23 protein-coding genes are annotated in these 22,019 nt (G+C 69.9%); 9 read left to right on the top strand and 14 right to left on the bottom strand.

Annotation, left to right across the window (positions count from 1 at the left end):
• The first annotated feature begins 59 nt into the window (after window positions 1–59).
• From ABR571_RS12530 to ABR571_RS12520, 3 genes are read left to right on the top strand one after another with little or no spacing between them, the layout of a single operon-like run.
• On the top strand, window positions 60–1,415 hold the full coding sequence (locus ABR571_RS12530; RefSeq protein ID WP_409453542.1) for a glutamine synthetase family protein: 1,356 nt from the start codon (window positions 60–62) through the stop codon (window positions 1,413–1,415).
• 6 nt (window positions 1,416–1,421) lie between these two features.
• Window positions 1,422–2,786 carry an aldehyde dehydrogenase family protein gene (locus ABR571_RS12525; protein WP_409453541.1) on the top strand — a complete coding sequence of 455 codons (1,365 nt, stop codon included), beginning with the start codon at window positions 1,422–1,424 and terminating at the stop codon, window positions 2,784–2,786.
• 2 nt (window positions 2,787–2,788) lie between these two features.
• Complete coding sequence (locus ABR571_RS12520) at window positions 2,789–3,556, top strand: 3-oxoacyl-ACP reductase (RefSeq protein ID WP_409453540.1); 768 nt, start codon at window positions 2,789–2,791, stop codon at window positions 3,554–3,556.
• Window positions 3,557–3,623: 67 nt separating this feature from the next.
• On the opposite strand, the gene ABR571_RS12515 is transcribed toward ABR571_RS12520, so the two are convergent.
• The 10 genes from ABR571_RS12515 to ABR571_RS12470 all read right to left on the bottom strand — a co-directional run bounded on the left by ABR571_RS12515 (window position 3,624) and on the right by ABR571_RS12470 (window position 13,646).
• Window positions 3,624–5,753 carry a PKD domain-containing protein gene (locus ABR571_RS12515; RefSeq protein ID WP_409453539.1) on the bottom strand — a complete coding sequence of 710 codons (2,130 nt, stop codon included), beginning with the start codon at window positions 5,751–5,753 and terminating at the stop codon, window positions 3,624–3,626.
• 180 nt (window positions 5,754–5,933) lie between these two features.
• Window positions 5,934–6,728 carry a hypothetical protein gene (locus ABR571_RS12510; RefSeq protein WP_409453538.1) on the bottom strand — a complete coding sequence of 265 codons (795 nt, stop codon included), beginning with the start codon at window positions 6,726–6,728 and terminating at the stop codon, window positions 5,934–5,936.
• 47 nt (window positions 6,729–6,775) lie between these two features.
• On the bottom strand, window positions 6,776–7,273 hold the full coding sequence (locus tag ABR571_RS12505) for a TIGR04338 family metallohydrolase (RefSeq protein ID WP_409453537.1): 498 nt from the start codon (window positions 7,271–7,273) through the stop codon (window positions 6,776–6,778).
• Complete coding sequence (locus ABR571_RS12500) at window positions 7,270–8,091, bottom strand: DUF2786 domain-containing protein (protein ID WP_409453536.1); 822 nt, start codon at window positions 8,089–8,091, stop codon at window positions 7,270–7,272. The genes ABR571_RS12505 and ABR571_RS12500 overlap by 4 nt, the downstream gene beginning before the upstream one ends.
• Window positions 8,092–8,173: 82 nt before the next feature.
• A complete protein-coding gene (locus ABR571_RS12495) occupies window positions 8,174–8,689 on the bottom strand; it encodes a hypothetical protein (RefSeq protein ID WP_409453535.1) in 516 nt (171 codons plus the stop codon).
• Entirely contained in the window at window positions 8,683–10,584 is a 1,902-nt protein-coding gene (locus ABR571_RS12490) for an FAD-dependent oxidoreductase (protein WP_409453534.1), read from the bottom strand. Before ABR571_RS12490 ends, ABR571_RS12495 begins: the two co-directional genes overlap by 7 nt.
• A 17-nt stretch (window positions 10,585–10,601) precedes the next feature.
• A complete protein-coding gene (locus ABR571_RS12485; protein WP_409453533.1) occupies window positions 10,602–11,183 on the bottom strand; it encodes a TerD family protein in 582 nt (193 codons plus the stop codon).
• Between the two features lie 95 nt (window positions 11,184–11,278).
• Window positions 11,279–12,106, bottom strand: coding sequence for an MBL fold metallo-hydrolase (locus tag ABR571_RS12480; protein WP_409453532.1), 828 nt, complete (start codon window positions 12,104–12,106; stop codon window positions 11,279–11,281).
• A gap of 111 nt (window positions 12,107–12,217) precedes the next feature.
• Window positions 12,218–12,511, bottom strand: a complete 294-nt coding sequence (locus ABR571_RS12475; protein WP_409453531.1) for a MoaD/ThiS family protein — start codon at window positions 12,509–12,511, stop codon at window positions 12,218–12,220.
• 22 nt (window positions 12,512–12,533) lie between these two features.
• Window positions 12,534–13,646 (bottom strand): WD40/YVTN/BNR-like repeat-containing protein, encoded by a 1,113-nt coding sequence (locus ABR571_RS12470; RefSeq protein WP_409453530.1) that lies wholly within the window; start codon window positions 13,644–13,646, stop codon window positions 12,534–12,536.
• A gap of 57 nt (window positions 13,647–13,703) precedes the next feature.
• Here ABR571_RS12470 and ABR571_RS12465 point away from each other — a divergent pair, with 57 nt between their 5' ends.
• Complete coding sequence (locus ABR571_RS12465; protein WP_409453529.1) at window positions 13,704–15,023, top strand: cytochrome P450; 1,320 nt, start codon at window positions 13,704–13,706, stop codon at window positions 15,021–15,023.
• Window positions 15,020–16,195, top strand: coding sequence for a zinc-binding dehydrogenase (locus tag ABR571_RS12460; RefSeq protein ID WP_409453528.1), 1,176 nt, complete (start codon window positions 15,020–15,022; stop codon window positions 16,193–16,195). The genes ABR571_RS12465 and ABR571_RS12460 overlap by 4 nt, the downstream gene beginning before the upstream one ends.
• A gap of 6 nt (window positions 16,196–16,201) precedes the next feature.
• Here the strand turns inward: ABR571_RS12460 and ABR571_RS12455 are convergent, their stop codons facing one another.
• Entirely contained in the window at window positions 16,202–16,597 is a 396-nt protein-coding gene (locus ABR571_RS12455) for a hypothetical protein (protein ID WP_409453527.1), read from the bottom strand.
• Window positions 16,598–16,741: 144 nt separating this feature from the next.
• Here ABR571_RS12455 and ABR571_RS12450 point away from each other — a divergent pair, with 144 nt between their 5' ends.
• The 3 genes from ABR571_RS12450 to ABR571_RS12440 all read left to right on the top strand — a co-directional run bounded on the left by ABR571_RS12450 (window position 16,742) and on the right by ABR571_RS12440 (window position 18,985).
• Entirely contained in the window at window positions 16,742–18,019 is a 1,278-nt protein-coding gene (locus ABR571_RS12450) for a polysaccharide deacetylase family protein (RefSeq protein WP_409453526.1), read from the top strand.
• A 29-nt stretch (window positions 18,020–18,048) separates the two neighbouring features.
• Window positions 18,049–18,753, top strand: coding sequence for a hypothetical protein (locus tag ABR571_RS12445; protein WP_409453525.1), 705 nt, complete (start codon window positions 18,049–18,051; stop codon window positions 18,751–18,753).
• Window positions 18,754–18,817: 64 nt separating this feature from the next.
• On the top strand, window positions 18,818–18,985 hold the full coding sequence (locus tag ABR571_RS12440) for a hypothetical protein (protein ID WP_409453524.1): 168 nt from the start codon (window positions 18,818–18,820) through the stop codon (window positions 18,983–18,985).
• 3 nt (window positions 18,986–18,988) lie between these two features.
• Here the strand turns inward: ABR571_RS12440 and ABR571_RS12435 are convergent, their stop codons facing one another.
• Window positions 18,989–19,840 carry a phytanoyl-CoA dioxygenase family protein gene (locus tag ABR571_RS12435; RefSeq protein ID WP_409453523.1) on the bottom strand — a complete coding sequence of 284 codons (852 nt, stop codon included), beginning with the start codon at window positions 19,838–19,840 and terminating at the stop codon, window positions 18,989–18,991.
• Between the two features lie 75 nt (window positions 19,841–19,915).
• Window positions 19,916–20,815 (bottom strand): SMP-30/gluconolactonase/LRE family protein, encoded by a 900-nt coding sequence (locus tag ABR571_RS12430; protein WP_409453522.1) that lies wholly within the window; start codon window positions 20,813–20,815, stop codon window positions 19,916–19,918.
• Window positions 20,816–21,022: 207 nt separating this feature from the next.
• On the opposite strand from ABR571_RS12430, the gene ABR571_RS12425 reads away from it, so the two are divergent.
• Window positions 21,023–21,394, top strand: a complete 372-nt coding sequence (locus tag ABR571_RS12425; RefSeq protein WP_409453521.1) for a hypothetical protein — start codon at window positions 21,023–21,025, stop codon at window positions 21,392–21,394.
• 7 nt (window positions 21,395–21,401) lie between these two features.
• On the opposite strand, the gene ABR571_RS12420 is transcribed toward ABR571_RS12425, so the two are convergent.
• Entirely contained in the window at window positions 21,402–21,845 is a 444-nt protein-coding gene (locus ABR571_RS12420) for a T3SS (YopN, CesT) and YbjN peptide-binding chaperone 1 (RefSeq protein WP_409453520.1), read from the bottom strand.
• Window positions 21,846–22,019 lie beyond the last annotated feature (174 nt).

The following is a 22,019-nucleotide window of genomic DNA, read 5'->3' as shown; positions in this document are numbered from 1 at the left end:
TTGACCCCGGCCATCCTGAAGGTATGGTGGCCGTACCTTCTTGCGAGAGGTGTTCCGCCATGCCAGCTCCCATGACGATCGACGCGCTGCGTACCGCAGTCGGCGACGGCTCCATCGACACCGTCGTCCTCGCGATCACCGACATGCAGGGCCGGCTGCAAGGCAAGCGGCTCGACGCGCGCTACTTCCTCGACACGACGCTCGAACACGGCACCGAGGGGTGCAACTACCTGCTCGCCGTCGACATCGACATGAACACCGTCGACGGCTACGCGATCTCGTCGTGGGAGCGCGGCTACGGCGACTTCGCGATGATCCCCGACCTCGACACGCTGCGGGCCGTGCCGTGGCAACCGGGCACCGCCTTGCTGTTGGCCGACGTCCAGTGGCTCGACGGCACCGACGTGGCCGAGTCGCCGCGCCAGATCCTGAAGCGCCAGCTCGCCCGCCTCGCCGAGCGCGGGTGGAGCGCCTACGTCGGAACCGAACTGGAGTTCATCGTGTTCGAGGACTCCTACGAGGAGGCGTGGGACAGGCGTTACAGCGGGCTGACACCGCCGAACCGGTACAACATCGACTACTCCATCCTCGGCACCAGCCGGGTCGAGACCCTGCTGCGGGCGATTCGGCTCGGGATGCGCGACGCCGGCATGCAGGTCGAGTCGGCGAAGGGCGAGTGCAACCCGGGGCAGCACGAGATCGCGTTCCTCTTCGACGAGGCGCTCACCACGTGCGACAACCACGTCCTGTACAAGACCGGTGCCAAGGAGATCGCGGCCCAGCAGGACAGTTCGCTGACCTTCATGGCCAAGTACAACGAGCGCGAGGGCAACTCCTGCCACATCCACCTCTCGCTGCGCACGGCCGACGGGACGCCGGTGTTCGCCGGCGACCGCGACGGCGGCGTCTCGGAGGACTTCGAGCGCTGCCTGGCCGGCCAGCTCGCCGGGCTGCGCGAGCTCAGCTACTTCTACGCACCGAACATCAACTCCTACAAGCGGTACCAGCCGTCGACCTTCGCGCCCACTGCGGTGGCGTGGGGCTACGACAACCGAACGTGCTCGCTGCGGGTGGTCGGGCACGGGTCGAGCCTGCGCTACGAGAACCGGCTGCCGGGCGGCGATGTGAACCCCTACCTCGCCGTCGCGGCGATGATCGCGTCGGCCCTGTATGGCGTCGATCACGCCCTCGAGCTCGAGCCGGCGTTCGCCGGGAACGCCTACGACGCCGACTTCGACCGGGTGCCCACGACGCTGCACGAAGCCGCTGCGCTGCTGAAGGACAGCAGCCTCGCCCGTGAAGCCTTCGGTGACGCCGTCGTCGACCACTACGTGAACGCGGCCCGCGTCGAGACCGCCGCCTTCGACGCGGCCGTCACCGATTGGGAGCGGGTCCGCGGATTCGAGCGGATGTAGGAAGCCATGACCACACATGACGTGATCAACCCGGCGACCGAGGAGACGGTGGCCAGCGTCGAGCTGCTCGGCGCGGAGGAGACCGACGCGGCGATCGCCCGGGCCCGCGCCGCCTTGCCGGCCTGGCGCGCGGTGTCGCCGGGGGACCGGGCCCGGTTGCTGCGCCGCTTCGCCGAGGTGGTGGACGGCGACCGCGAGCACCTCGCCCGGCTCGAGGTGGCCAACTCCGGCCATACGATCGGCAACGCGCGGTGGGAAGCCGGCAACGTCCGCGACGTGATCGCGTACTACTCGGCGACGCCGGAACGCCTGATCGGCCAGCAGATCCCGGTAGCCGACGGCATCGACGTGACGTTCCACGAACCGCTCGGCGTCGTCGGCGTCATCGTCCCGTGGAACTTCCCGATGCCCATCGCGTCATGGGGGTTCGCGCCGGCGCTGGCGGCGGGGAACACCGTCGTCCTCAAGCCCGCCGAACTCACGCCGCTGACGGCGATGCGGCTGGCCGAGCTGGCGCTGGAGGCCGGCATCCCGCCGGACGTGTTCCAAGTGCTGCCGGGCAAGGGCAGCGTCGTCGGTCAGCGCTTCGTCGATTCCCCGGACGTGGCCAAGATCGTCTTCACCGGCTCGACCGAGGTCGGCCGGCAGATCATGGCCGGCTGCGCCGCGCGGATCAAGCCGGTCACCCTCGAGCTCGGCGGCAAGAGCGCGAACGTGATCTTCGCCGACGCGCACCTCGCCGCGGCCGCAGCCGCAGCGCCGTACGCCGCCTTCGACAACGCCGGCCAGGACTGCTGCGCCCGCTCCCGCGTCCTCGTCGAGCGCAGCGTGTTCGACCCGTTCATGGAACTGTTCGAGCAGGCCGTGAAGGGCGTCGCCGTGCTCGACCCGTCCGACGAGAAGTCGGAGATGGGCCCCCTGATCAGCGCCGCCCAGCGCGACCGCGTCGCCAACTACGTCCCGGACGACAGCGACGTCGCGTTCCGCGGCAGCGCGCCGACCGATGCCGGCTTCTGGTTCCCGCCCACCGTCCTCACGCCGCGCGACCCGCGCGATCGGACGCTGCACGAAGAGATCTTCGGGCCGGTCGTCACCGTCGTGCCGTTCGAGGACGAGGCCGACGCGGTCCGGATCGCCAACGACAGCGACTTCGGGCTGTCCGGCTCGATCTGGACGCGCGACCTCGGCCGCGCGCTGCGGGTCAGCCGGGGAATCGAGTCCGGGAACCTGTCGGTGAACTCGAACTCCTCCGTGCGCTACTGGACGCCCTTCGGTGGTTTCAAGTCCTCCGGCCTCGGCCGCGAACTCGGACCCGATGCCCCGTTCGCGTTCACTGAGACCAAGAACGTCTTCATCTCGACGAAGGAGTAGCGATGTCGAACCGGCTGGAGGGCAGGACCGCAGTCGTCACGGGTGCGGGCGGGGGTATCGGCCTGGCCACGTCGCGCCGCTTCGCCACCGAGGGCGCCAACGTCGTGTGCGTGGACCTCGACGCGGCGGCGGGGGAGAAGGCGGCGGCCGAGGTCGGCGGCCAGTTCGTCCAGGCCGACGTGTCCGACGAGGCGCAGGTCAAGGTGGTCTTCGAGCAGGCGGTCGAGCGCTACGGCCGCGTGCACGTGGCCTTCAACAACGCCGGGATCTCACCGCCGGACGACGACTCGATCCTCGACACCGGCCTCGAGGCGTGGGACCGAGTGCAGCGCGTCAACCTCACCTCGGTCTACCTGTGCTGCAAGTACGCCATCGAGCACATGCGCAGCGCCGGCGGCGGGTCGATAATCAACACCGCGTCTTTCGTCGCGGTACTCGGCTCGGCGACGTCGCAGATCTCCTACACCGCGAGCAAGGGCGGAGTTCTGGCGATGAGCCGCGAGCTCGGGGTGCAGTTCGCCCGCGAAGGCATCCGGGTCAACGCGCTGTGCCCCGGCCCGATCAACACGCCACTGCTGCAGGAGTTGTTCGCCAAGGACCCCGACCGGGCCGCGCGCCGCATGGTGCACATCCCGATGGGACGCTTCGGCGAGGCCGACGAGATCGCCGGCGCCGTCGCCTTCCTGGCCAGCGACGACGCGTCCTTCATCACGGCGTCGACGTTCCTGGTCGACGGCGGGATCAGCGCCGCCTACGTCACGCCCCTCTGAACTGACGCGATCTTGTGCAGACACGCGGGCTGTGGCCCGCGTGTCTGCACAAGATCAACTGATACTGCTACTTCACCTGCAGCGAGAAGGACACCGACGCGGCGCTGCCGACGTAGTGGTTCGCGTCGACGCCGGCCGGAACATAGGTTGCCGTCAGCGGGTAGGTGCCGTTCTTCTGGTTCAGCTTGAGCGACGTGGACGCGACGCCGGTGGCGTTCGTCGTCGCCGCCACCGTCTGCGTGCCCAGGCGGAAGGTGATCAACTGGCCGGACAGCGCGAGTCCGGTCGCGTCCGTGAGCACCGCGCTCAGAGTGACCGTCTTGTTCGCGCCACCCTTCAGCGCACCGGTGTACGCGACCGCCGTCCCCTTGAGCGACTCGACGTAGCTCCGGCTGTCGGAGGAGCTGTTGTACAGCGTGTCACCGGCGAAGCTGACCCCGACCGAGTGCGTCCCCGCGTCGGTCGTCGGCGTGAACGACCGGCTGGCGAAGCCCAGCGAGTTCGTCGCCGCATCTCCGACCGCAGCGGAATCGAAGCTGAACGACATCGTCCGCCCGGCCACCACATTGCCCAGCTCGTCGGTCAGCGACGCCTTGAGCACGCCGGCCGTGTTGTACGTCCCCGTCGTGTCGGTCAGGTAGGCCGCCGTGACGTTGCGCTTGCGGATCGTGACTGCAGCGGTGTCCGACGCGCAGGCGTTGTGCCGGTCGCACGAGGTGAGTGTCGCGGTGTAGTTGCCCGGCGTCGAGTACTTGTGCAGCACGTGCGCGCCGCCGGTCGCACTCGGCGTGCCGTCGCCGAAGTCCCAGCTGTAGGTGAGCGTGGACTGGTCGTCCGAGCCCGGGTCGGTGGCAGCCCCGTTGAGGGCAACGTTGACGCCCCAGACCGCGCTCGTGTCCGGGCCGGCTGTCACGGCCGGCGGCAGGTTCGCGATGTCGACGCTGAAGTTCGTGGTCGAGGTCAGCCCGGTGGCGTCGGTCGCGGTGAGCTGGCCGCTGTAGACGCCGCTGCCGTTGAACGTGTGCTGGGGGCGCGCGCCGAAGGCCACACCGCCGTCGGAGAAGTCCCACCGAAGAGTCGGGGCTCCGCACACGCTCGTGCTACCGCTGCCGTCGAAGACCACGGGCGCGCCCTGCGTTCCGCTGTAGTCGCCGCCGGAATCCACGGTCGGCGGGATGTTGTTCTTCGCCAGCGTGCCGAGGGTGACGGCTTGGTCCGGCGCGGTCACCGGAAGGGTCAGTCCGCGGGCCGGGTTGGTCACCGAGCCCAGGTCGCCGCCGAACAGGCCTTGGTCGACCAGGAAGGGCGGCACGGGGATGGGGACGTCGGTGACCGTCGCCTCGAAGTGGACCGCCGTCGTCGTCGTCAGGTCCACGCCGGGAGCGTAGGCAGTATGGGTGAAGCCGTAGCTCACGTCATTGCCGGCCGGCTGGGTGCACGAGAGGTGCGCCGGATCGACCAGTGTCGACGGGCTCGAGCCACCGAAGTTCAACTGCGCCGTCTGAGGGGCGCTCCCGCCGACCACTTGCACAGAACGCAGGGTGGCGACGCCGTCCCCGGAGATCGTCACCGACACGGTGACGTTGACCGAGAGGACGATGCTCAAGCCCGGTACGGGAAACACGGCCGGGATCACCGTGATGGTCGCGACGGGGACGCTCACCGGCGAGGAGTTGCAGGTGACCGGGGCGTCGCCGGGCAGCGGCATCGAGCACGGGAAGCTGGCGGTGAACGGCACGTTCCCAGGCGTGAGTGTTCCGGCCGGCGAGAAATCGGTGCCTCCGGACGCATCGTGGTAGACGCCGTACTGGACGAGCATCGAGCCCTTCGCGGTGACCAGGCCGGCGCCCGGCGTCAGGGTGTCGGTTACCGCGACGGTCTGGCCCTGGCGCAGCAGGCTGTCGTCGTAGCTGACTGCCGTCGACGCTGCACCGGCGTATTCGAGGTCGGTGACCGTGGTGTCGACGCTTGCCCCGAACGCCCAACTGCCGGGGCCGGGCCCGGCGAAGTCGGGGTAGCAGTCGTCGCAGACCGCCGTGGTGTTGAAGTTGACGTGCGGATCGACGCTGCCCGAGAAGGAGGAGCTGATCGCGCGGTTCTGGGTGGCCGCTGCGGCCGGTGACGCCGCGACCACGGCGAGCGCCGCCGCCAGCAGTCCGGTTGTGGCGAGCGCTATCGCCGGTGAACGTGTGCGCATGGTTCATACCCCCTGTGGTGCGCGGCGACAGGCTCGCCGCGACGAGGTCGGCTGCGGCCAGTCCGCATCCGTACCGCGAGACCAGAGTGGTCTCGCGAGGAAGGAGTACGAAGGGTGGCTGTACGTACATTTCTCGGGTACCAACCGCCGGTCTGAGGGGTGGTGACGCGAAAGGCCGGCCTAGGCCTGGAGTTCCTCGTGGATGTGGGCGTAGACGAACCGGCCCGCCGCCGTCACGAAACCGGCCAGAACCAGCAAAGCGATCAAGAGGGGCAGAAGGGGGACCGACGAGCCCCCGCTGGGGTCGGTTCGCACGTTGACCGAGAAGCCGCTGGCCGACGCGCTGGCGGCGACCGGCGTGCCCATGCCGGACCCGGCGGCGGGGGTCGACGGCGTTTCGCTGTCGCCCGGGAACGCGGTACTCGTCACGGTCGAGGTTCGCACCGATGTGGCCGCCGCCCGCGAGGCGCTGGCTGCTGCGGCGGCCGCCCGCGACGAAGCGGCGGCGGCTGCGGAGGAAGCGGCCGGGGCCGGAGGGGTCACGGTCGCCGTGCGCCTGACCACAGTCCTCGTGGTGCCGGGCGTCGGCGTGGGCGACAGCACAGTGACCGTGCCGATCCGCTGGCGCTGGCCGGTCGACAGGACGACGTCGATCCCCGACAGCCCGTCGAACGCTCCGAAGGTGATCGCGCAGCTGCCCGTCCCGTTGAAGATCTCGGTCGTTCGCAGGACGAACGGTCCGCCAGTGACCTCGAAGGACCCGGCGCGACAGATTCCGCCGCTGGAGCGCACCGCGGCCGTCACGGTGACGTTCTCGCCGCGCTGGACGACGGTCGGGCTGACACTTCCCGATATGACGCAGGATGACCGCGGCGCGGCGTCGGCGGTCGCAGTCCCGGAAGCCAGCAGCGCGAGGGCGGACGTGCCCAGCAACGCGGCGCCGGTCGACACGCGCAGCAGCGGCCTCCTCAGCACACGGCCATGGTTGCATGGCGGTGCGCGTGTCGCGCGCCGTAACACGCTCAGCCGATGGGGATGCCGGCGTCCAGAAAGCTCGAACGGAGCAGGAACGCGGCTTCGACGCCGACGAGTTCTTCGACCAGCTCGAGCAGCTGGGCCGCGAACTCGGGCCCGTGCCCGGCGTCGGGGGCGAGGTGATGGGCCAGCTCGTGCAGCACGACCAGCTCGCGCATGGCCCAACGCCCGCCGACACGATGCGGCGGGACGGCGATCGTATGGGTGGCGAACTCGTACTCTGCCTTGGTCGCCCCGGCCCGCGCGCGGACGCGAACCGGCAACGCCGCCCGGTCCGGCGCACCACGACGGACCCAGGCGAGCGCGAGCACCGCGTCGATGTAGCGCTGGACGGAGTCGATGTCGCCGAACTTGCGGTCTTCGGGCACCGTGACCCGCGACCCGAACGCTTCGGCGACCGGAAAGTCGTCGCGGCGGTCGATCATCCGGGCGAGCACGCCTTCGGCCTCGTACAGGCGCGACCGGGAGGAGTCGCGCGCCGTCACGACGGCAGCGCGCGGCGCCGGCCCGGCAGCTCCTGGGCCGACGTCGTGCGTGCGGCATCGGCGGCCCGGCGCCCGGCTCGCTCCGCCAGCGTCGACGAGCGTCCCGAACCTTCCCATCCGCGCCAGCTGCCCCGGGCGGTGGACGTCCGGCTGTAGAAGTCGGAGATCTCGAGCGCCTTCTCCTGCAGCACCAGCTGCGTGCCCGTGGTCGACGACATCTCCGCCGCGGCCATCTTCAGCACTTCGGTCGTCGCCTGCTCGCGGGCTTCGGCCAGGCGTTCGCCGATGCGGCCGGCGAACGCGGTCTGGAAGCTGATCCGCGCGGTGATGCCGTGCACGGGTTTGCGGACGGTGCGCCACCGACCGTCGGGTCCGCGCTCGTCGACAGGGTGGGCCTCGCGCCGGTAGGCCCCGGAGCGCAGATAGGCGTCGGACGCGCGCACCATCTGCACGACCAGCGACGCGTAGAGCGCCTCGCACACCTCGATGTCGGATTCGAAACCGTACGCGATGACGTAGGTGGAGTTGCCGGCGAGGTCGCAGGTGAGATCGTTGGCCCGGGCGATCGAGAGGAAGAGCTGGACGTAGGTGCGCAGCGCTCGTTTGCCGGGCGGCCCGATCTCGATGCGCTTGGCGATCGGCGCGGCGCGCCGTTCCTTGCGCGCGGCGTGCGCCCGGGCGACGGCCAGGTCGATCGACGTCGCCGTCGCGAGCCGTTGGGCCGCGGCCATGAATGCCTCGGCCTCGTGCTCGTTCTCGGTCGACTCGGCCTGCCGCAACAAGGCGGCCAGCTTCGTCAGGTACTTGTCCTCTGTCACGCCTGCGCCTTTCGTGAGTGTTCGACCCATTCTCACCCGGCGGGCGGACACTTCCGGCAGCCACTGTGGACAACCGCCCGCGCTACATCCGCTCGAGCAGGAAGTATCCGACGGGACGGCGCCACGGGCCGATCGCCGCGAACGCGTGACCGAGCAGCATTTCGCTGTCGGGCAGTTGGACCAGATAGTCACGCAGGACTTTCGACGGGTCACGGGGCGGGTTGTCACCCAGGCTGTAGTCGAGGAGCAGGGCGTGGAGGTAGGCGTTGTCCCTCGCCTCGGGGTCGACCGGATCGACGGAGTAAAAGCCGAACCGTTCCTGCCCGCGCCACGGGCTCGCGGTCCAGGGACTGGCGAGTTCGGCGCCGCGGACCCGCCGGTTGTATCCGGTGAGCGTGCCGTCGGCGGCCCGCTCGAATCCCTTGATGAAGCGGCGAAGGCCGAGGACGCGCGCGGTGCCGGTGAGGTTCGTGCCCCGGAACTGGGAGCCGGCCAGCGCGTCCGTGGACGGGGTTCGCCCTTCGAACATCAGCCGCCGCAGCGGCGGCGGTCGGCGGACGAGGTCGAGGTAGGCCGGCGAGGGGAGTGTGTTCACCATTCGTCGATGATCCTTCCGGCAACCCGCGTGGCAAGGGCCATGACGGTGAGTTGTGGATTGACCCCGACAGCGCCGGGGAAGAGACTCGCGTCCGCGACGAGGAGGCGGTCGGTGTCACGGACGGCGCCGAGCGGGTCGCAGACCGACGCCATGGGATCGGCGCCGAGCCGGGCCGTCCCCATCAGGTGGACGGTCGATAACTCGAGTCGGTGCGGCGCGACCGCCCCGGTGCAGCGACGCACCGCGTCCATGCTGTCGACCGGCGACGTCCCGTCGATCGGCAGGTGCACCCGTCGGGCGCCGGCCGCGAACAGGGCCTCGCTCAGCAGCGTCACCGCGCGCACGATGCGGTCGCCGTCTCGCCGCGTCACCGGGTAGGTCACGGCCACGTCCTCACGGCCCAGTGTCCGCACGCGTCCGGCGCCGGTGTCCTCGACGAGCACCCCCGCGGTCAACATCCGGGGATAGTCGGCCATCGCCTGCTCGAGCGCGGTTCCGCGCAGGCCGAGCGAGCGCGCCGCGAGTGACGGCGGCAGGTTCACGGCGGCGAGGATGACGCCGTCATCTTCGAACTCGCGCACCTGGTAGCTCTGATGCGCTCCCCGCCAGCCCTGGACAGGTTCGTCGAACAGCGCGGTCACTGCCGCGCCGGGATGGAGGGTGAGGTTGCGCCCGACCTGACCGGACGGCGTCCGAATGTGCGAGCGCTGCAGCAGCGCCGGCGTCTGCACCGCGCCCGCCGCGAGGACGACGCGGCGAGCGCGGACGGTGAACGGGTCGCCAGTCGACGTCAGTCGACCGGTCACGCCGGTCGCCCGCTTGCCCGCGAACAGAAGACGGTCCACGCGGCAACCGGTCCACACAGTGGCGCCGAACGCGACCGCACGGGGCAGATAGGACACCAGTGTCGACTGCTTCGCCCCGGTCGGACAGCCCCAGACGCAGACGTTGCATCCGATGCAGTGCACCTGCGCGCGCTGGTTCTCGATCGTCCGCCAGCCGAGCCGTGCAGCGCCGGCCCGCAACAGGTGTTGATCACGTCCAGGTGAGTGCGGGTCCGGCGGCGCTACTGAGAGGAAGCGCTCGACCCGGGAGTACTCGGTCTCAAGATCGAAGCGCGGCAACCCGGCCGAGTCAGCCCACCGCCGTAGCACCCGCTCGGACGCACGGAAGGCCATCGCGCCATTTACCGTGGTGGAACCGCCGACGCAGCGCCCCTCGGAAAACTGCACGGGCGTTCGGCTCAGGGTCGAGGACGCCCCGGCGTCGCGGTACAACAACCGCAGCATGTCGAGCGTCGCCGTCGTGAAGTCCTCCGTGCGGTGGTGGTCGCCTTCCTCGAGCACGGCCACCGACAGTCCGGCTTCGGCCAGCTCAGCGGCGACGACGCTGCCGCCTGCGCCGGAGCCCACGACGACGACGTCGACCTCCAGCGGCCCGTCCATGGTGCTGCCGGCAACAATCGACCCCGTCGGCCGATGAGGGCTGTCCGTTCGCGGGCGCAACGGTGCAGGCTCGATCACCACGCGGCCATGAGCAGCGATCTCCGGAGACCACCGTGCCTCCCGCTCCGCGGCTCGCTCGGCGATCCAGGGATCAGGTTCGTACCCGACCTCGGCCCGCACCGCGGGCTGCTCGTAATAGGCGATGACCGCGAGATCGAGGCAGAGCCGGGCGATGCGGGCCACCGCTGGGATGCGTGTCGCTCGACGACGCCCGTGGAGCCACGAACTCAACCGGACGACGCGCCGCGCGGACGGTGGAAACGCATCGACGAAGGCGATCAACGTCTGGACGCTGTCGGTGATGCGCGCGGGTGACGCAGATGGAAACGCCGCGACGAGAATTCGAGTGAGCCGCTCGCGTTCGCTGTCGAGCCGGCGCCGCGCGTCCATCAGGACATGATGCGCGCTCAGGCGACGTTGACGCCGAAGTTGCGGACGATGCCCCGCAGCCCGTCGCTGTAACCCTGACCCACGGCCCGGAACTTCCACTCCGCGTCGCGGCGGTACAGCTCGCCGAAGATCATCGCGGTCTCGGTGGACGCGTCCTCGGTGAGGTCGTAGCGGGTGATCTCGCGGTCGTCGGTCTGATTGACGACGCGGATGAACGCCGTCCGCACCTGCCCGAAAGACTGGCGGCGGTTGTCGGCGTCGTAGATGGACACCGCGATCACGATGGTCTGCACCTCGGCGGGCACGGTGAGCAGGTTGACCTTGATCTGCTCGTCGTCGGTCTGTCCGGAGCCACCGGTCAGGTCGTCGCCTGAGTGCTCCACGGAGCCGTCCGGGCTGCTCAGGTTGTTGAAGAAGACGAAGTGGGCGTCGGACAGCACCTTGCCGTCCGGACCGAGCATGAGGGCCGAGGCGTCCAGGTCGAAATCCGCGCCGGAACTGGTCCGCGCCTGCCACCCGAGCCCGATGACCACCGCGGTCAGCCCGGGCGCCTCCTTGGACAGCGAGACGTTCCCGCCCTTGGAGAGCGTGACCGACACGAGGCTCTACCCTTCGCTAGCCGAGCGCGCGCTACGGCGCCGCGATCTTCCTCGGTCGAGCGTACGCACGTCGACACGGGACGGTTGGGGCGGGCTCAGAGGTCGAGGACGAGGCCTTCGTGGGCGGCCAGCACCTCGACGCCGGACTCCTTGGCCGAATCCTGCAGTTCGGCCGTCAACCGGTCCAGATCGTCATCGGAGTGCGCGGGGTCGTGGTGGAACGTGATCAGCCGCTTGGCCTTCGCCTCTCGCGCGACGAGCAGCGCGTAGTCGAGCGTGCAGTGCCCCCAGTCCTTCTTCTTCTGGAACTCAGCCGGCGTGTACTGCGAGTCGTGGATGAGGGCGTCCACGCCGTCGGCCAGTTCGAGGACGCTCTCGTCGACGGTGTCGAGGGACAGCGGGGCTTGGTGGTCGGAGACGTAGGCGACGCTGCCGTGGGCACCTTCGATCCGGTAGCCGACCGTCGGTCCCTTGTGCGGCACCGGGCGGACCATCACCTTGCGCGACCCGACGACGAAGGTGTCGCGGGTGGCGTCGACGAAGCGGACGTCGCCGCCGAGCTCGTCCGGGCGTACCGGGAAATACGGCGGCCGCATCAGGTCGCCGAACACCTCGCCGAGGGGACCCTCTTCCTGGTGGGGGCCGTACACATCGAGGCGGGCGCCGGGGACGTGGACCGGAGCGAAGAACGGCAAACCTTGCACATGGTCCCAGTGGATGTGGGTGACCAACGCGGTCGCCGCGAACGTGCCGTCCATCGGGCAGGTCGAACCGTACGGGCGCAGCCCAGTGCCGAGGTCGAAGAGGATCGGCTCCTCGCCCTCCTCCTCGAGGACCACCGACGCCGTGTTGCCGCCGTAGCGCTGGTTCGCCTCACAGAAGGACGGCGTCGACCCGCGAACTCCGTAAAAAGTCAATCGCACTGTTAGCTCCTGACGTCAACCCCGCACCGTAGACCGTGCCCAACCCACCCGCATTCTGAACGGGTCCCGAGCTGTGGATGCGCTCCGCGCGTCCGTGGCACGCTGCCCCTGCTACCCCCCAGCCATGGCGCCGACGACCATGAACGGCTCCTTCCCGGCGGCGACGGCGTCCGGAAGGGGGCCGTCCGGAGAGTCGTGTGAGAGGTCCTCGCCGCAGGCGAAGAACCGGACGAACGGTCGCCGCTGGCCGGTGGCCGGGTCGCGCATCGTTCCCCGCAGCGCCGGGTAGGTCTGCTCGATCGCGTCGAGCAAGGCCCGCTGGGTGGCCTCGGCGTCCACCGAGACCTCGTGCCCGCACTTCGCGAGCTGGCGCAGGTGAGCCGGCAGCGTGACCCGGATGCTCACAGCCTCGCTCCGTAGGCGTCGCTCACAGCGTCTGCACCTCGACGGACAGCACCGAGGGCAGGTCGCGGACGATCGCCGACCAGCTGTCACCTGAGTCGGGCGAGGCGTACACCTGCCCGCCCGTCGTCCCGAAGTACACGCCGCAGTCGGGCAGCGAGTCGATCGCCATGGCGTCGCGCAGGACGTTGACGTAGCAATTCTCCTGCGGCAGTCCGTTGGTCAGCGCCTCCCACTCGCCGCCGCCGGTGCGGCTGCGGTACACCCGCAACTTCCCCTCGGGCGGGAAGTGGTGCGAGTCGCTGGTGATCGGCACGACGTACACCGTCTCCGGCTCATGCGCGTGCACGCCGATCGGGAAGCCGAAATCGCTCGGCAGATTGCCGCTGACCTCCTCCCACGAATCGGCGCCGTCGTCGCTGCGCATGACGTCCCAGTGCTTCTGCATGAACAGCGTGTCGGGCCGGGACGGATGCATGGCCAGGTTGTGGACACAGTGGCCGACCTCGGCGGCCGGGGACGGGATGCCGTCGGAGAGCAGGCCCTTGTTCGCCGGCTGCCAGGTCGCGCCGCCGTCCTCGGTGCGGAAGACGCCGGCCGCCGAGATCGCCACGAACATCCGGTCGGCGTTCGTGGGATCGAGGACGATCGTGTGAAGGCACATCCCGCCGGCGCCGGGCTGCCAGTGCGAGCCCGATCCGTGTTCCCGCAGCCCGCGCACCTCTTCCCAGGTCTGGGCGCCGTCGGTCGAGCGGAACAGGGCCGCATCCTCGACGCCGGCGTACACCGTGTCCCGGTCGGTCGGCGACGGCTCGAGATGCCACACGCGGGCGAACTCCCAGGGATGCGGCGTTCCGTCGTACCACTGGTGGGTGCCGGGCACGCCGGCGTAGGAGAAGTCCTTGCCGACCGGCTCCCACGTCCGCCCCCCGTCGTCGGAGCGCTGGATGAGCTGGCCGAACCAGCCGGTCGACTGCGACGCGTAGAGCCGGTCGGGATCGGCCGGCGATCCGGCGAGGTGGTAGACCTCCCAGCCCGGGAAGTGCGGGCCCTGTACGTCCCAGTCGCGTCGCTGCTCGTCGGACGTGAGGACGAATGCACCTTTGCGCGTGCCGACCAGCACCCGTACGCCGCTCATCGGTCGAAACTACGACGGTCGGGAACGACCGTCCAGACCGTCTGCCAGAGTGAAGGCATGAAGATGAGGGCGCGGTGGGTGGTGTTGCACGGCTTGGGCCGGTTCGCCACGCGGCGATGGGCGGCCCAGGGCGATCCGCAGGCTCGGCTGATCTCTGACCCGTCGGTACGCGAGAACCCGTACCCCATCTATGAGGAGATCCGCGCGCGTGGCGACCTGAGCCCCACGCGGCTCGGCTTCATCAGCGCGTCGCACGCCGTCGCCCACTCGGTGTTGCGGTCGGACGACTTCCGCACCACTTCGGTGAGCGCCAGCGTGCTGCCGCGCCTGCAGTGGATCGAACGAAACACCCGCACCGGCGCCCTGCACCCGCTCGAGCCGCCGTCGCTGCTCTCCGTCGAGCCACCGACGCACACCCGCTACCGCACGCTGGTGTCCTCGGTGTTCACCGCGCGCGCCGTCGCAGCGATGCGGGGCGACATCGAAGCGGTCGCGCACCGCTTGCTCGACGAGTTGAGCACCCAGCGCGGTCCGGTCGACATCGTCGAGCGGTATTGCGCGAAGCTGCCCGTGGCGATCATCAGCGACATCCTCGGCGTTTCCGACGCCGATCGCGACCTCGTCCTCGAGTTCGGCGACCACGTGGCCCCCAGTCTCGACTTCGCCTTGCCGTACCGGCAGTTCCTGACTGTCGAGCGCGGCCTGGTCGCCTTCGACAGCTGGCTCGGCGAGCACATCGCCAAGTTGCGCCGCGAACCCGGCGACGATCTGATGAGCAAGTTGATCCAGGCCAGTGCCGACGGTCAGCACCTCACCGACGAAGAGATCCGCGCGACGGCCGGGCTCGTCCTCGCCGCCGGCTTCGAGACGACGGTCAACCTGCTCGGCAACGGGGTGCGGCTGCTCACCGACCATCCTGACCAACTCGAGATCCTGCGCGCGGAGCCCGAGCGCTGGCCCAACGCCGTCGACGAGATCCTGCGCCTCGAGTCGCCGGTGCAGTTGACCGGACGCGTGGCCAACCGCGACGTCGAGGTCGCCGGGCGCGCCGTCGCCAAGGACTCCTTCCTGGTCATGACCCTGGCCGGCGCGAATCGCGATCCGGCCGTGTTCGCCGATCCGAACACCTTCGACGTGCGCCGCGAGAACGCGAGCCGGCACTTGGCGTTCTCCGGCGGACGGCATTTCTGTCTCGGGGCGGCCCTGGCCCGCGCCGAGGGGGAGGTCGGCCTGCGCACCCTGTTCGACCGCTTCCCCGACCTCACCGCGGCCGGGCCGGGCGCGCGCCGGCCCACCCGGGTGCTTCGCGGCTGGGCGTCCCTGCCCGTCCGACTGGGAACGGCGAGCGTCACGCCCACCGCCGGAGGAGTCCGATGAGAGCAGTCACGTGCACCGACGCGAAGCTTGAGGTCGTCGACCTGCCGTCACCGCGGCCGGCCCGCGGGCAGCTGCTCCTGGAGGTCCTGCGCTGCGGCATCTGCGGCTCCGACCTGCACGCGCGCCACCACTGCGACGAGGTCGCCGACATCACCGCCGAGGTCGGCTACGACGGCATGTTCCGGTCGAGCGAGTCCGTCGTCCTGGGCCACGAGTTCTGCGGCGAGGTGCTCGAGTCCGGCCCGCGCACGAGCCGGTTCCGCGCCGGCACGCGCGTGGTCGCGTTCCCGCTGCTGCGCAACGGATCGGCGGTCCATCCCACTGGTCTGTCGACGGCCGCCCCGGGCGGGTACGCCGAGCAGATCCTGGTCGAGGAATCGCTCGCCTTCGCGGTGCCCAACGGGCTCTCGACCGAGCTGGCCACGCTCACCGAGCCGATGGCCGTCGGGCTGCACGCGGTCAACCGGAGCCAGATCGGCCGCGGCCAGGTGGCAGTCGTCATCGGCTGCGGACCGGTGGGACTGGCCGTCATCGCGATGCTGAAGGCGCGCGGGGTCCGCACGGTCGTGGCCAGCGACTTCTCCGCCGGTCGCCGCGCGCTCGCGACCGCCTGCGGTGCCGACGTCGTCGTAGACCCCGCGGTCGAGTCGCCCTTCGAGCGCACAGCCGGGCACGGCCACATCGAACGAGCTCCGGAACTCTTCGAGCTGGCCGTCGGCTCGATGGAGAAGCTGCGCCGGATCCCGCTCGTGCCGTGGAACCGCATCTACCAGGCGGCCGAGGCCCTTGGCGCGGCAACGCCGAAGCATCCGGTGATCTTCGAGTGCGTCGGCGTCCCCGGGGTGATCGACCAGCTGATCGCTGGGGCGCCGCTCGCGTCTCGTGTCGTGGTTGTCGGCGTCTGCATGCAGCCCGACCGGATCCGGCCGGTCATGGCGATCAACAAGGAGATCGACCTGCGCTTCGTGCTCGGCTACACGCCGATCGAGTTCCACAATGCGCTGCACCTGCTCGCCGACGGCAAGGTGAAGGCGGCGCCGGTGGTCACCGGCTCAGTGGGCCTGGCCGGCGTCGACGAGGCGTTCACCGCGCTCGCCGACCCCGAGACCCACGCGAAGATCCTCATCGACCCGAGGAGCGACGCGACCGAGCCGCGGCCCGTCTCCCTCTGACGCGGCTCAGACCGATCCTTCGCCCTGGTCGTTGACCGTGGGAACGTCGATGTGCTCGGCGGGATCCGGTGCGGACGGAGTCGGGCCGGCGGGCGTCGCGCCGGTCGGGGTCGCGCCGGCCGCGGTCGGGCCGACGGTGGCGTCGCCGGCTCCGGCCCCGCCGCCGTCGCGGGACTTCTTCGCGTTCTGGGCGAAGGCGCCGGCGCGCTCGCGCAGCGATTCGGCGGCGGGCTTGGCCTTCTGCCGCAGGTCCTGGGCAACCGGCTTGGCCTTCTTGGCCAGGTCCTCGGCCATCGGCTTGGCCTTCCTGGCCAGGTCCTCAGCCATCGGCTTGGCCTTCTTGGCCAGCTCGTCGGCCTTTTCCCGGGCGCGGTCCATGAAGCTCATTTCGGTGTTCCTCACTGTGAGTCCGGTCGTCTCGGTAAAGGGCTACCCAGTCTGCTCCCCGCTTAGCGGAATCTGGCCGGATGTCCCCGAAGAACAGGACCGTCCGAGGTAGATTCCGCCCTGGATCTTCGCCGTGTCGGGGGTCGGGTTGGGGGTTCCGTGTCGTCGCGTCGGCCATCGCTGGCCTCCAGGCTCGGGGTGGCCGCGCTGCTACCGCTGGCCGGGCTGGCGATCCTGCCGATCCAGCCGGCGGGAGCGGTGACCGCCTGCCCGGGCGCCGGTTACGGGGTCCACCGTTCGGCGCCGGCGATCACCGCCAAGACGGTGGCGCTGACCTTTGACGACGGGCCCGGGCGCGACACCGGCCGGATCATGACCATCCTCGCGGCCAACCACGTGACGGCGACGTTCTTCAACCTCGGCGTGAACGAGGCGCGTCTGCCTTCGACGGTACGCAGCGAACAGTCCTACGGGTTCGCCCTCGGCGACCACACCTGGGACCACGCCAGCCTTCCGCTGCTCAGCCGGACGGGGCAGGCGAGCGAGATGGATCGCGAGCGGGCCGAGCAGGCCGGCATCACCGGCGCCGAGCCCTGCCTGTTCCGGCCGCCCTACGGCAACTACAACGCTGACACGCTGCAGCTCGCGCAGAGCCGGGGCATGTGGGTGTGGAACTGGTCGGTCGACACCGAGGACTGGAAGGCGGCCGGGTCGGGCGATTCCTACTGGGTCCACCGCATAGAGAGCCGCGCGATCGCGGGCGGCACCCAGGCGCACCCGGTCATCCTCATGCACAACCAGCCCGGCGGGAACCCGGCGACCGTGGCTGCGCTGCCGGCGATCATCAGCTATTACCGGTCGCACGGGTACATGTTCGTGGACCTCTACGCGCACGGTAAGCCGCCCTCGGTCACGGCGCTCTCGACGCGGTCCGGCCCGACCTCCGGCGGCACGCGGGTCACGATCACGGGACGGGATTTCCGGGGCGTGCGCAAGGTGACGTTCAGCAGTACGGCGGGGACGTCGTTGCACGTCTCGTCGTCGACCAGCCTGTCCGTCACGGCGCCGGCCCACGCGGCCGGAGTGGTCGGGGTTCGCGTCACCACGACGGTCGGCACGTCGGCACCGGTTGCCGCCGCCACCTTCCGCTACGTGGCCCCGCCGGTCGTCACCGCCGTGAGCCCGAATGCCGGGGACGTCGCCGGCGGGGTGCGGGTGCGGGTCACCGGCAGCAACTTCGTGTCCGTCACCGGGGTGCGCTTCGGGACGGTGGCCGGTACGGCCCTGCAGGTCTCGTCGAGCGGGACGATCTACATCACGGCTCCGGCCCACGCCGCCGGCCTCGTCGACATCAGGGTCACGACCGCCTACGGAGTGTCGAGCGTCGCATCGGTCGACCGGTTCGCCTATGTGATCCCGCCGGCCGGAACGGGATAGAGATAGTGAACCGACCCGAAGGATGAGCCATGCCCGAGCCCAGCCGCCCCCACCCGACCCGCGGATGGGCCGACGTAGACAGCGGGCCGATGCTGAGCCGCAAGCGTCGCATCGTCGCGGTCCTGGTCATCGTCGCGGTGGCGATCACCGCCGTCTCGGCCTTGCTGTTCGGTCCCGCCCGCGGCGCGCGCGATGACCTGGCCCACGTCCGGGCCGACCTGCACGGGTCGAAAATCGGCATCGGGCAGACCGTGGCCACCCTGCGCCGTCAGTTGGTGCGTACGACGAGTCAGCTGAAGGTGACCGAGCAGTCCTTGGCGATCCAGCAGCAAGGCCTCACGGTGGCCAGGGAATCCCAGACGCTCGCCCGGACGACCGCTGATCACACAAGTGAGCTGGTCGATCAGACGACGGCTGTGCTCGATACCGTTCGTCGCGTTGTGGCCTCGCTGGGACCGCTGCAGCAGCTCCAAGGAAAGGTCGACAGCGTCGTTCGCGCCATCCGCGCCGGGGTCGAGATCGCGCAAACCACGCTGACGGTTGCCCGGCAGACGCTGACCACCGGCCAGGCGGCACTGGCCGTGGCCGTCCAGACACTGGACACCTTGCGCGCGTCGCGGCAGATCCAGCAGCAGCAACTGGAGGTCGCCCGCGAGACGCTGGCCGAGACGCGGGAGATCAACCGCAAGATTCCGCTGTTGCCGATCTTCCCGGCCGCCACGAACGGCGGGTAACGGACGGACGGACGTGAGATCTACGTAGGCTCGGGTAAACCGTCAGGAATCGATTGGAGAACTTATGGGACTGATCAGCAAGGCAGTGAAGATCGGGATCCTCGGCAAGCTCGTTCAGGTGGCGCAGCGCGAGGCCAGCAAGCCGGAGAACCGTAAGAAGATCGCCGACGCGATGGAGCAGCTGAAGGCGAAGCGGGCCGGCGGCACAGCGCGGGTCAACACCGAACCGTAGGTTTCAGGCCTCGCCCATGACGAGGCCCTCGATATCGTGCTTCTGGGTGATCGGCGTCAGCTCGTCGACGATCGGGCACGACAGGTGCCGGCGCACGCGCTCGGGCAGGTTCTCCCAGTACGGCCGGGTGACCGCCAGGTCGTGATGCTCGCTGTTGTTGGCCTCCGGGCCGTCCATGCCGAGCACGACCACCGGCCGCAACTTCTCGGAGTGGTTCTTCGTGCCCCGGTGGATCGTCAGCGCCGAGCGGGCCGAGATGTCGCCCATCTTCGGGTACTTGCGCACTCCCCGCTCCTCGTAGCGGGGATAGAACGACTTCGGCGGGAACATCCCGTGGTCGAAGTCGGGATGGTCGTCGAACTGCGTGCCCAGGGCGATCTCGAAGGGGCCCATGTCCTCTTCAGTGTCGACCGTGGTGAGGTTGAAGGCCAACGAGGTCAGTCGGTGCTCCTCGGTCGTCTCGCGCGGCGAGCGGAAGTCGCGGTGCCACGGCTGGTACATCGCCCCTGGGAACGGGATGTCGAAGCCGATCTCCACGATCCGGTAGTCCGGGCCCAGGATGGCCTCGCTGACCGTCCGCACCCATGGATGGTCGACGAGCTCGACGAACCCGCGGAACGCCTCCGGGTGGACCTCGACGTACCACCGGTTCGGTCCGCGCCCGATGGCCCCGTTCTCGCGGGAGCGGGCCTCATCGAAGGCGGCAAGAACGTCCTCGCCGAGCTGAGTGACCCATCCGCGGGAGAACGCGCCCTTCAGCGCCGTGATGCCGTCGGTGTAGATGTCGCGGACGATCGGCTCGAGATCGTACTCGGAGCCGGCAACCGGAAAGGACGGGAATTCCTTGGTCGTCATGTAGCTCCTCCGCGAGACGGGCCGCCGGTGATCTGTCTAGTTTGCAACGTTGGAAAGCCAGATGCACGCCCCGTCTCAGGACGGGGACGCGCCGAAAGCGGCCGCAGGCGGGGCCGACACGTCGACGGCGGCGCAGAACACCTTGCCCGCGTGCGGGTCGGCCGCCAGCTCGGCGGCGCCGTAGCCCTCCCGGGATGTGGTGATGAACAGCGTGCGGCCGTCCGGTCCGCCGAAGCAGCAGCTGCTCACCTGCGCGGCGTCCACGTCGACGACGGCCAGCAGCTCGCCCTGCGTGGAATACCGGCGCACGGCGTGCCCGCCCCAGACGGCGACCCACAGGCAGCCCTCGTCGTCGATGCACATTCCGTCGGGGAAGCCGTCCTCGATGGCGAGCACCGGCGTGCGGTCGTGCAGCGTGCCATCGGATGCGATCCGGAACCGGTCGACCCGCTGGGTCGGCGTGTCGATGTAGTACAGCTGCGTTGCGTCGGAAGACCAGGCCAGCCCGTTGGAGATGGTCACACCGCGCAGCGCGACCGTCACCGTGAGATCCGGGTCGAGCCGGTAGAGGGAGCCCGCACCCTCGGTCGTGTCGAAGGCCATGCTGCCGGCCCAGAACCGGCCGAGCGCGTCGCACTTGCCGTCGTTCATCCGGGTCCGCGCCGGGGTGTCGGCCTCGGGCTGTGCGAGCGGGGTGACCGCGCCGTCCTCGGCCAGGTGGGCGAAGCCCTGCGCGCTGGCCGTCAGCCATCCGCCGCCGAGCGCGCGGCTCGGGACGACGGCGCCGACAGGGGAGCCGAGGGGGTAGGTGCGCGCCGGTTTCACCTGCACAGCGGCGGGGTCGAAGTCGCCGACGGTCACCAGCCCGGCGTACTGGTCGATCCAGAGCAGGCGGCCGGTGCGGGCGTCCCAGCACGGGCCTTCGGCGTGTTCGTCGGGCTCGGCGGTGACCGGTCGGCTGCTGTAGCGGCGCACGGTTTCGAGAGCCTCCTTGCGATCAGCGGTGGCGCATCCAGCATGTCCGACCGCCGACCCGTTACATCACGGTCGGCGCATTTGTCGGGCTCGGGACCAAAGACCTTGATCGAGTGTGAAACGTATCGCCCGTGATCTTCGTACGTTCAACTAATTGACTGGCGCCGGTCCGAACGGCGGGTCGGCGGCGATGGAGGGCATGTCGGCATGACCATGCTGACGGAAGTGGCGACGGTGACCCGTCGGGCGGCGACGCCGGCTGACGACGAATATCTGCGCAACCTCTTCGCCGAATCGCGCGACGACCTGTGGGTCCTGCCGGCCGATGTGCGGACGGTTCTTCTCGACGCGCAATACCGCGCGCGGCGTCACCAGCTCGAGGCTGCGCACCCCGATGCGAGCTACGAGATCGTGATCGCCGACGGCGTCGAAGCGGGCCTACTGATCCTGGATCGCGGCGAGGACGGTGTCGACGTCGTCCAGTTGGCGATCGCGCGCAACTTCCGCGGTCTCGGCATGGCCGGGTCGGTGTTGCGCGCGGTGACCGGCGGAGCCGAGTCCCGGCCCGTCACCCGCTGAGGGGGCGTCAGGGCGCGTCCTCACTGTCCGGCACGACGGCCGGAAACGGGGTGCGGCCGTCGAACATGCCCGCGAGCAGGATGCCGACGTCGGCGGCGACGGTGGCCACAGCGTCCATCGCCTGCGCCAGCACCGGCTGGGTCAACCCGAGCGGGCTGAGCGTCTGCGATACCACCACGACATCGTTGCGCACCTCGACCCGCGCGCTGAGCGACCGGTGCTGGATGTCGTTCAGTTCGCGCAGCAGCTTGAGCGTCGGCTTCAACCCGAAGGCCGCATGCGCGAAGACGCGCACCATCGCCGGCTCGGTGTCGAGGACCGAGACGTAGCAGGCCGCGGTGCCGTGCCGGAACGGGAAGTCGCCGTCGCTGTCGGCCACCACCCGGCAGACGTCCCATTCGCGCTGCAGAAGCAGCTCGACGTGCGACTTGATCCACATGCGCTCGGTCATAGCGTTCCCCTCTCGACGCCGACAGCATCGCGCGACGGTCTGACAGTTTCGCCCGGCAGGTACGACGGGGTCTCGACGATCTCCCTCGAACGGCGGGGGTTCGCCGGCCTGGTCGGGGGGTGTCGTAGTGGCCTGGTGGTGCGCGGTAGGTGTGGCCGGTGGGGCTGGTCCAGG

The sequence above is a fragment of the Jatrophihabitans sp. genome (assembly GCF_046262535.1).
Lineage (GTDB): Bacteria > Actinomycetota > Actinomycetes > Mycobacteriales > Jatrophihabitantaceae > Jatrophihabitans.
This window is presented reverse-complemented; position numbering and strand designations above follow the sequence as displayed.

Bases quoted from the DNA above. Each gene is read 5' to 3' on its own strand.
- ABR571_RS12530 (WP_409453542.1), top strand. From the start codon at position 60: ATGCCAGCTCCCATGACGATCGACGCGCTGCGTACCGCAGTCGGCGAC.
- ABR571_RS12525 (WP_409453541.1), top strand. From the start codon at position 1,422: ATGACCACACATGACGTGATCAACCCGGCGACCGAGGAGACGGTGGCC.
- ABR571_RS12520 (WP_409453540.1), top strand. From the start codon at position 2,789: ATGTCGAACCGGCTGGAGGGCAGGACCGCAGTCGTCACGGGTGCGGGC.
- ABR571_RS12515 (WP_409453539.1), bottom strand. From the start codon at position 5,753: ATGCGCACACGTTCACCGGCGATAGCGCTCGCCACAACCGGACTGCTG.
- ABR571_RS12495 (WP_409453535.1), bottom strand. From the start codon at position 8,689: ATGGTGAACACACTCCCCTCGCCGGCCTACCTCGACCTCGTCCGCCGA.
- ABR571_RS12490 (WP_409453534.1), bottom strand. From the start codon at position 10,584: ATGGACGCGCGGCGCCGGCTCGACAGCGAACGCGAGCGGCTCACTCGA.
- ABR571_RS12470 (WP_409453530.1), bottom strand. From the start codon at position 13,646: ATGAGCGGCGTACGGGTGCTGGTCGGCACGCGCAAAGGTGCATTCGTC.
- ABR571_RS12465 (WP_409453529.1), top strand. From the start codon at position 13,704: ATGAAGATGAGGGCGCGGTGGGTGGTGTTGCACGGCTTGGGCCGGTTC.
- ABR571_RS12460 (WP_409453528.1), top strand. From the start codon at position 15,020: ATGAGAGCAGTCACGTGCACCGACGCGAAGCTTGAGGTCGTCGACCTG.
- ABR571_RS12445 (WP_409453525.1), top strand. From the start codon at position 18,049: ATGCCCGAGCCCAGCCGCCCCCACCCGACCCGCGGATGGGCCGACGTA.
- ABR571_RS12440 (WP_409453524.1), top strand. From the start codon at position 18,818: ATGGGACTGATCAGCAAGGCAGTGAAGATCGGGATCCTCGGCAAGCTC.
- ABR571_RS12435 (WP_409453523.1), bottom strand. From the start codon at position 19,840: ATGACGACCAAGGAATTCCCGTCCTTTCCGGTTGCCGGCTCCGAGTAC.
- ABR571_RS12425 (WP_409453521.1), top strand. From the start codon at position 21,023: ATGACCATGCTGACGGAAGTGGCGACGGTGACCCGTCGGGCGGCGACG.
- ABR571_RS12420 (WP_409453520.1), bottom strand. From the start codon at position 21,845: ATGACCGAGCGCATGTGGATCAAGTCGCACGTCGAGCTGCTTCTGCAG.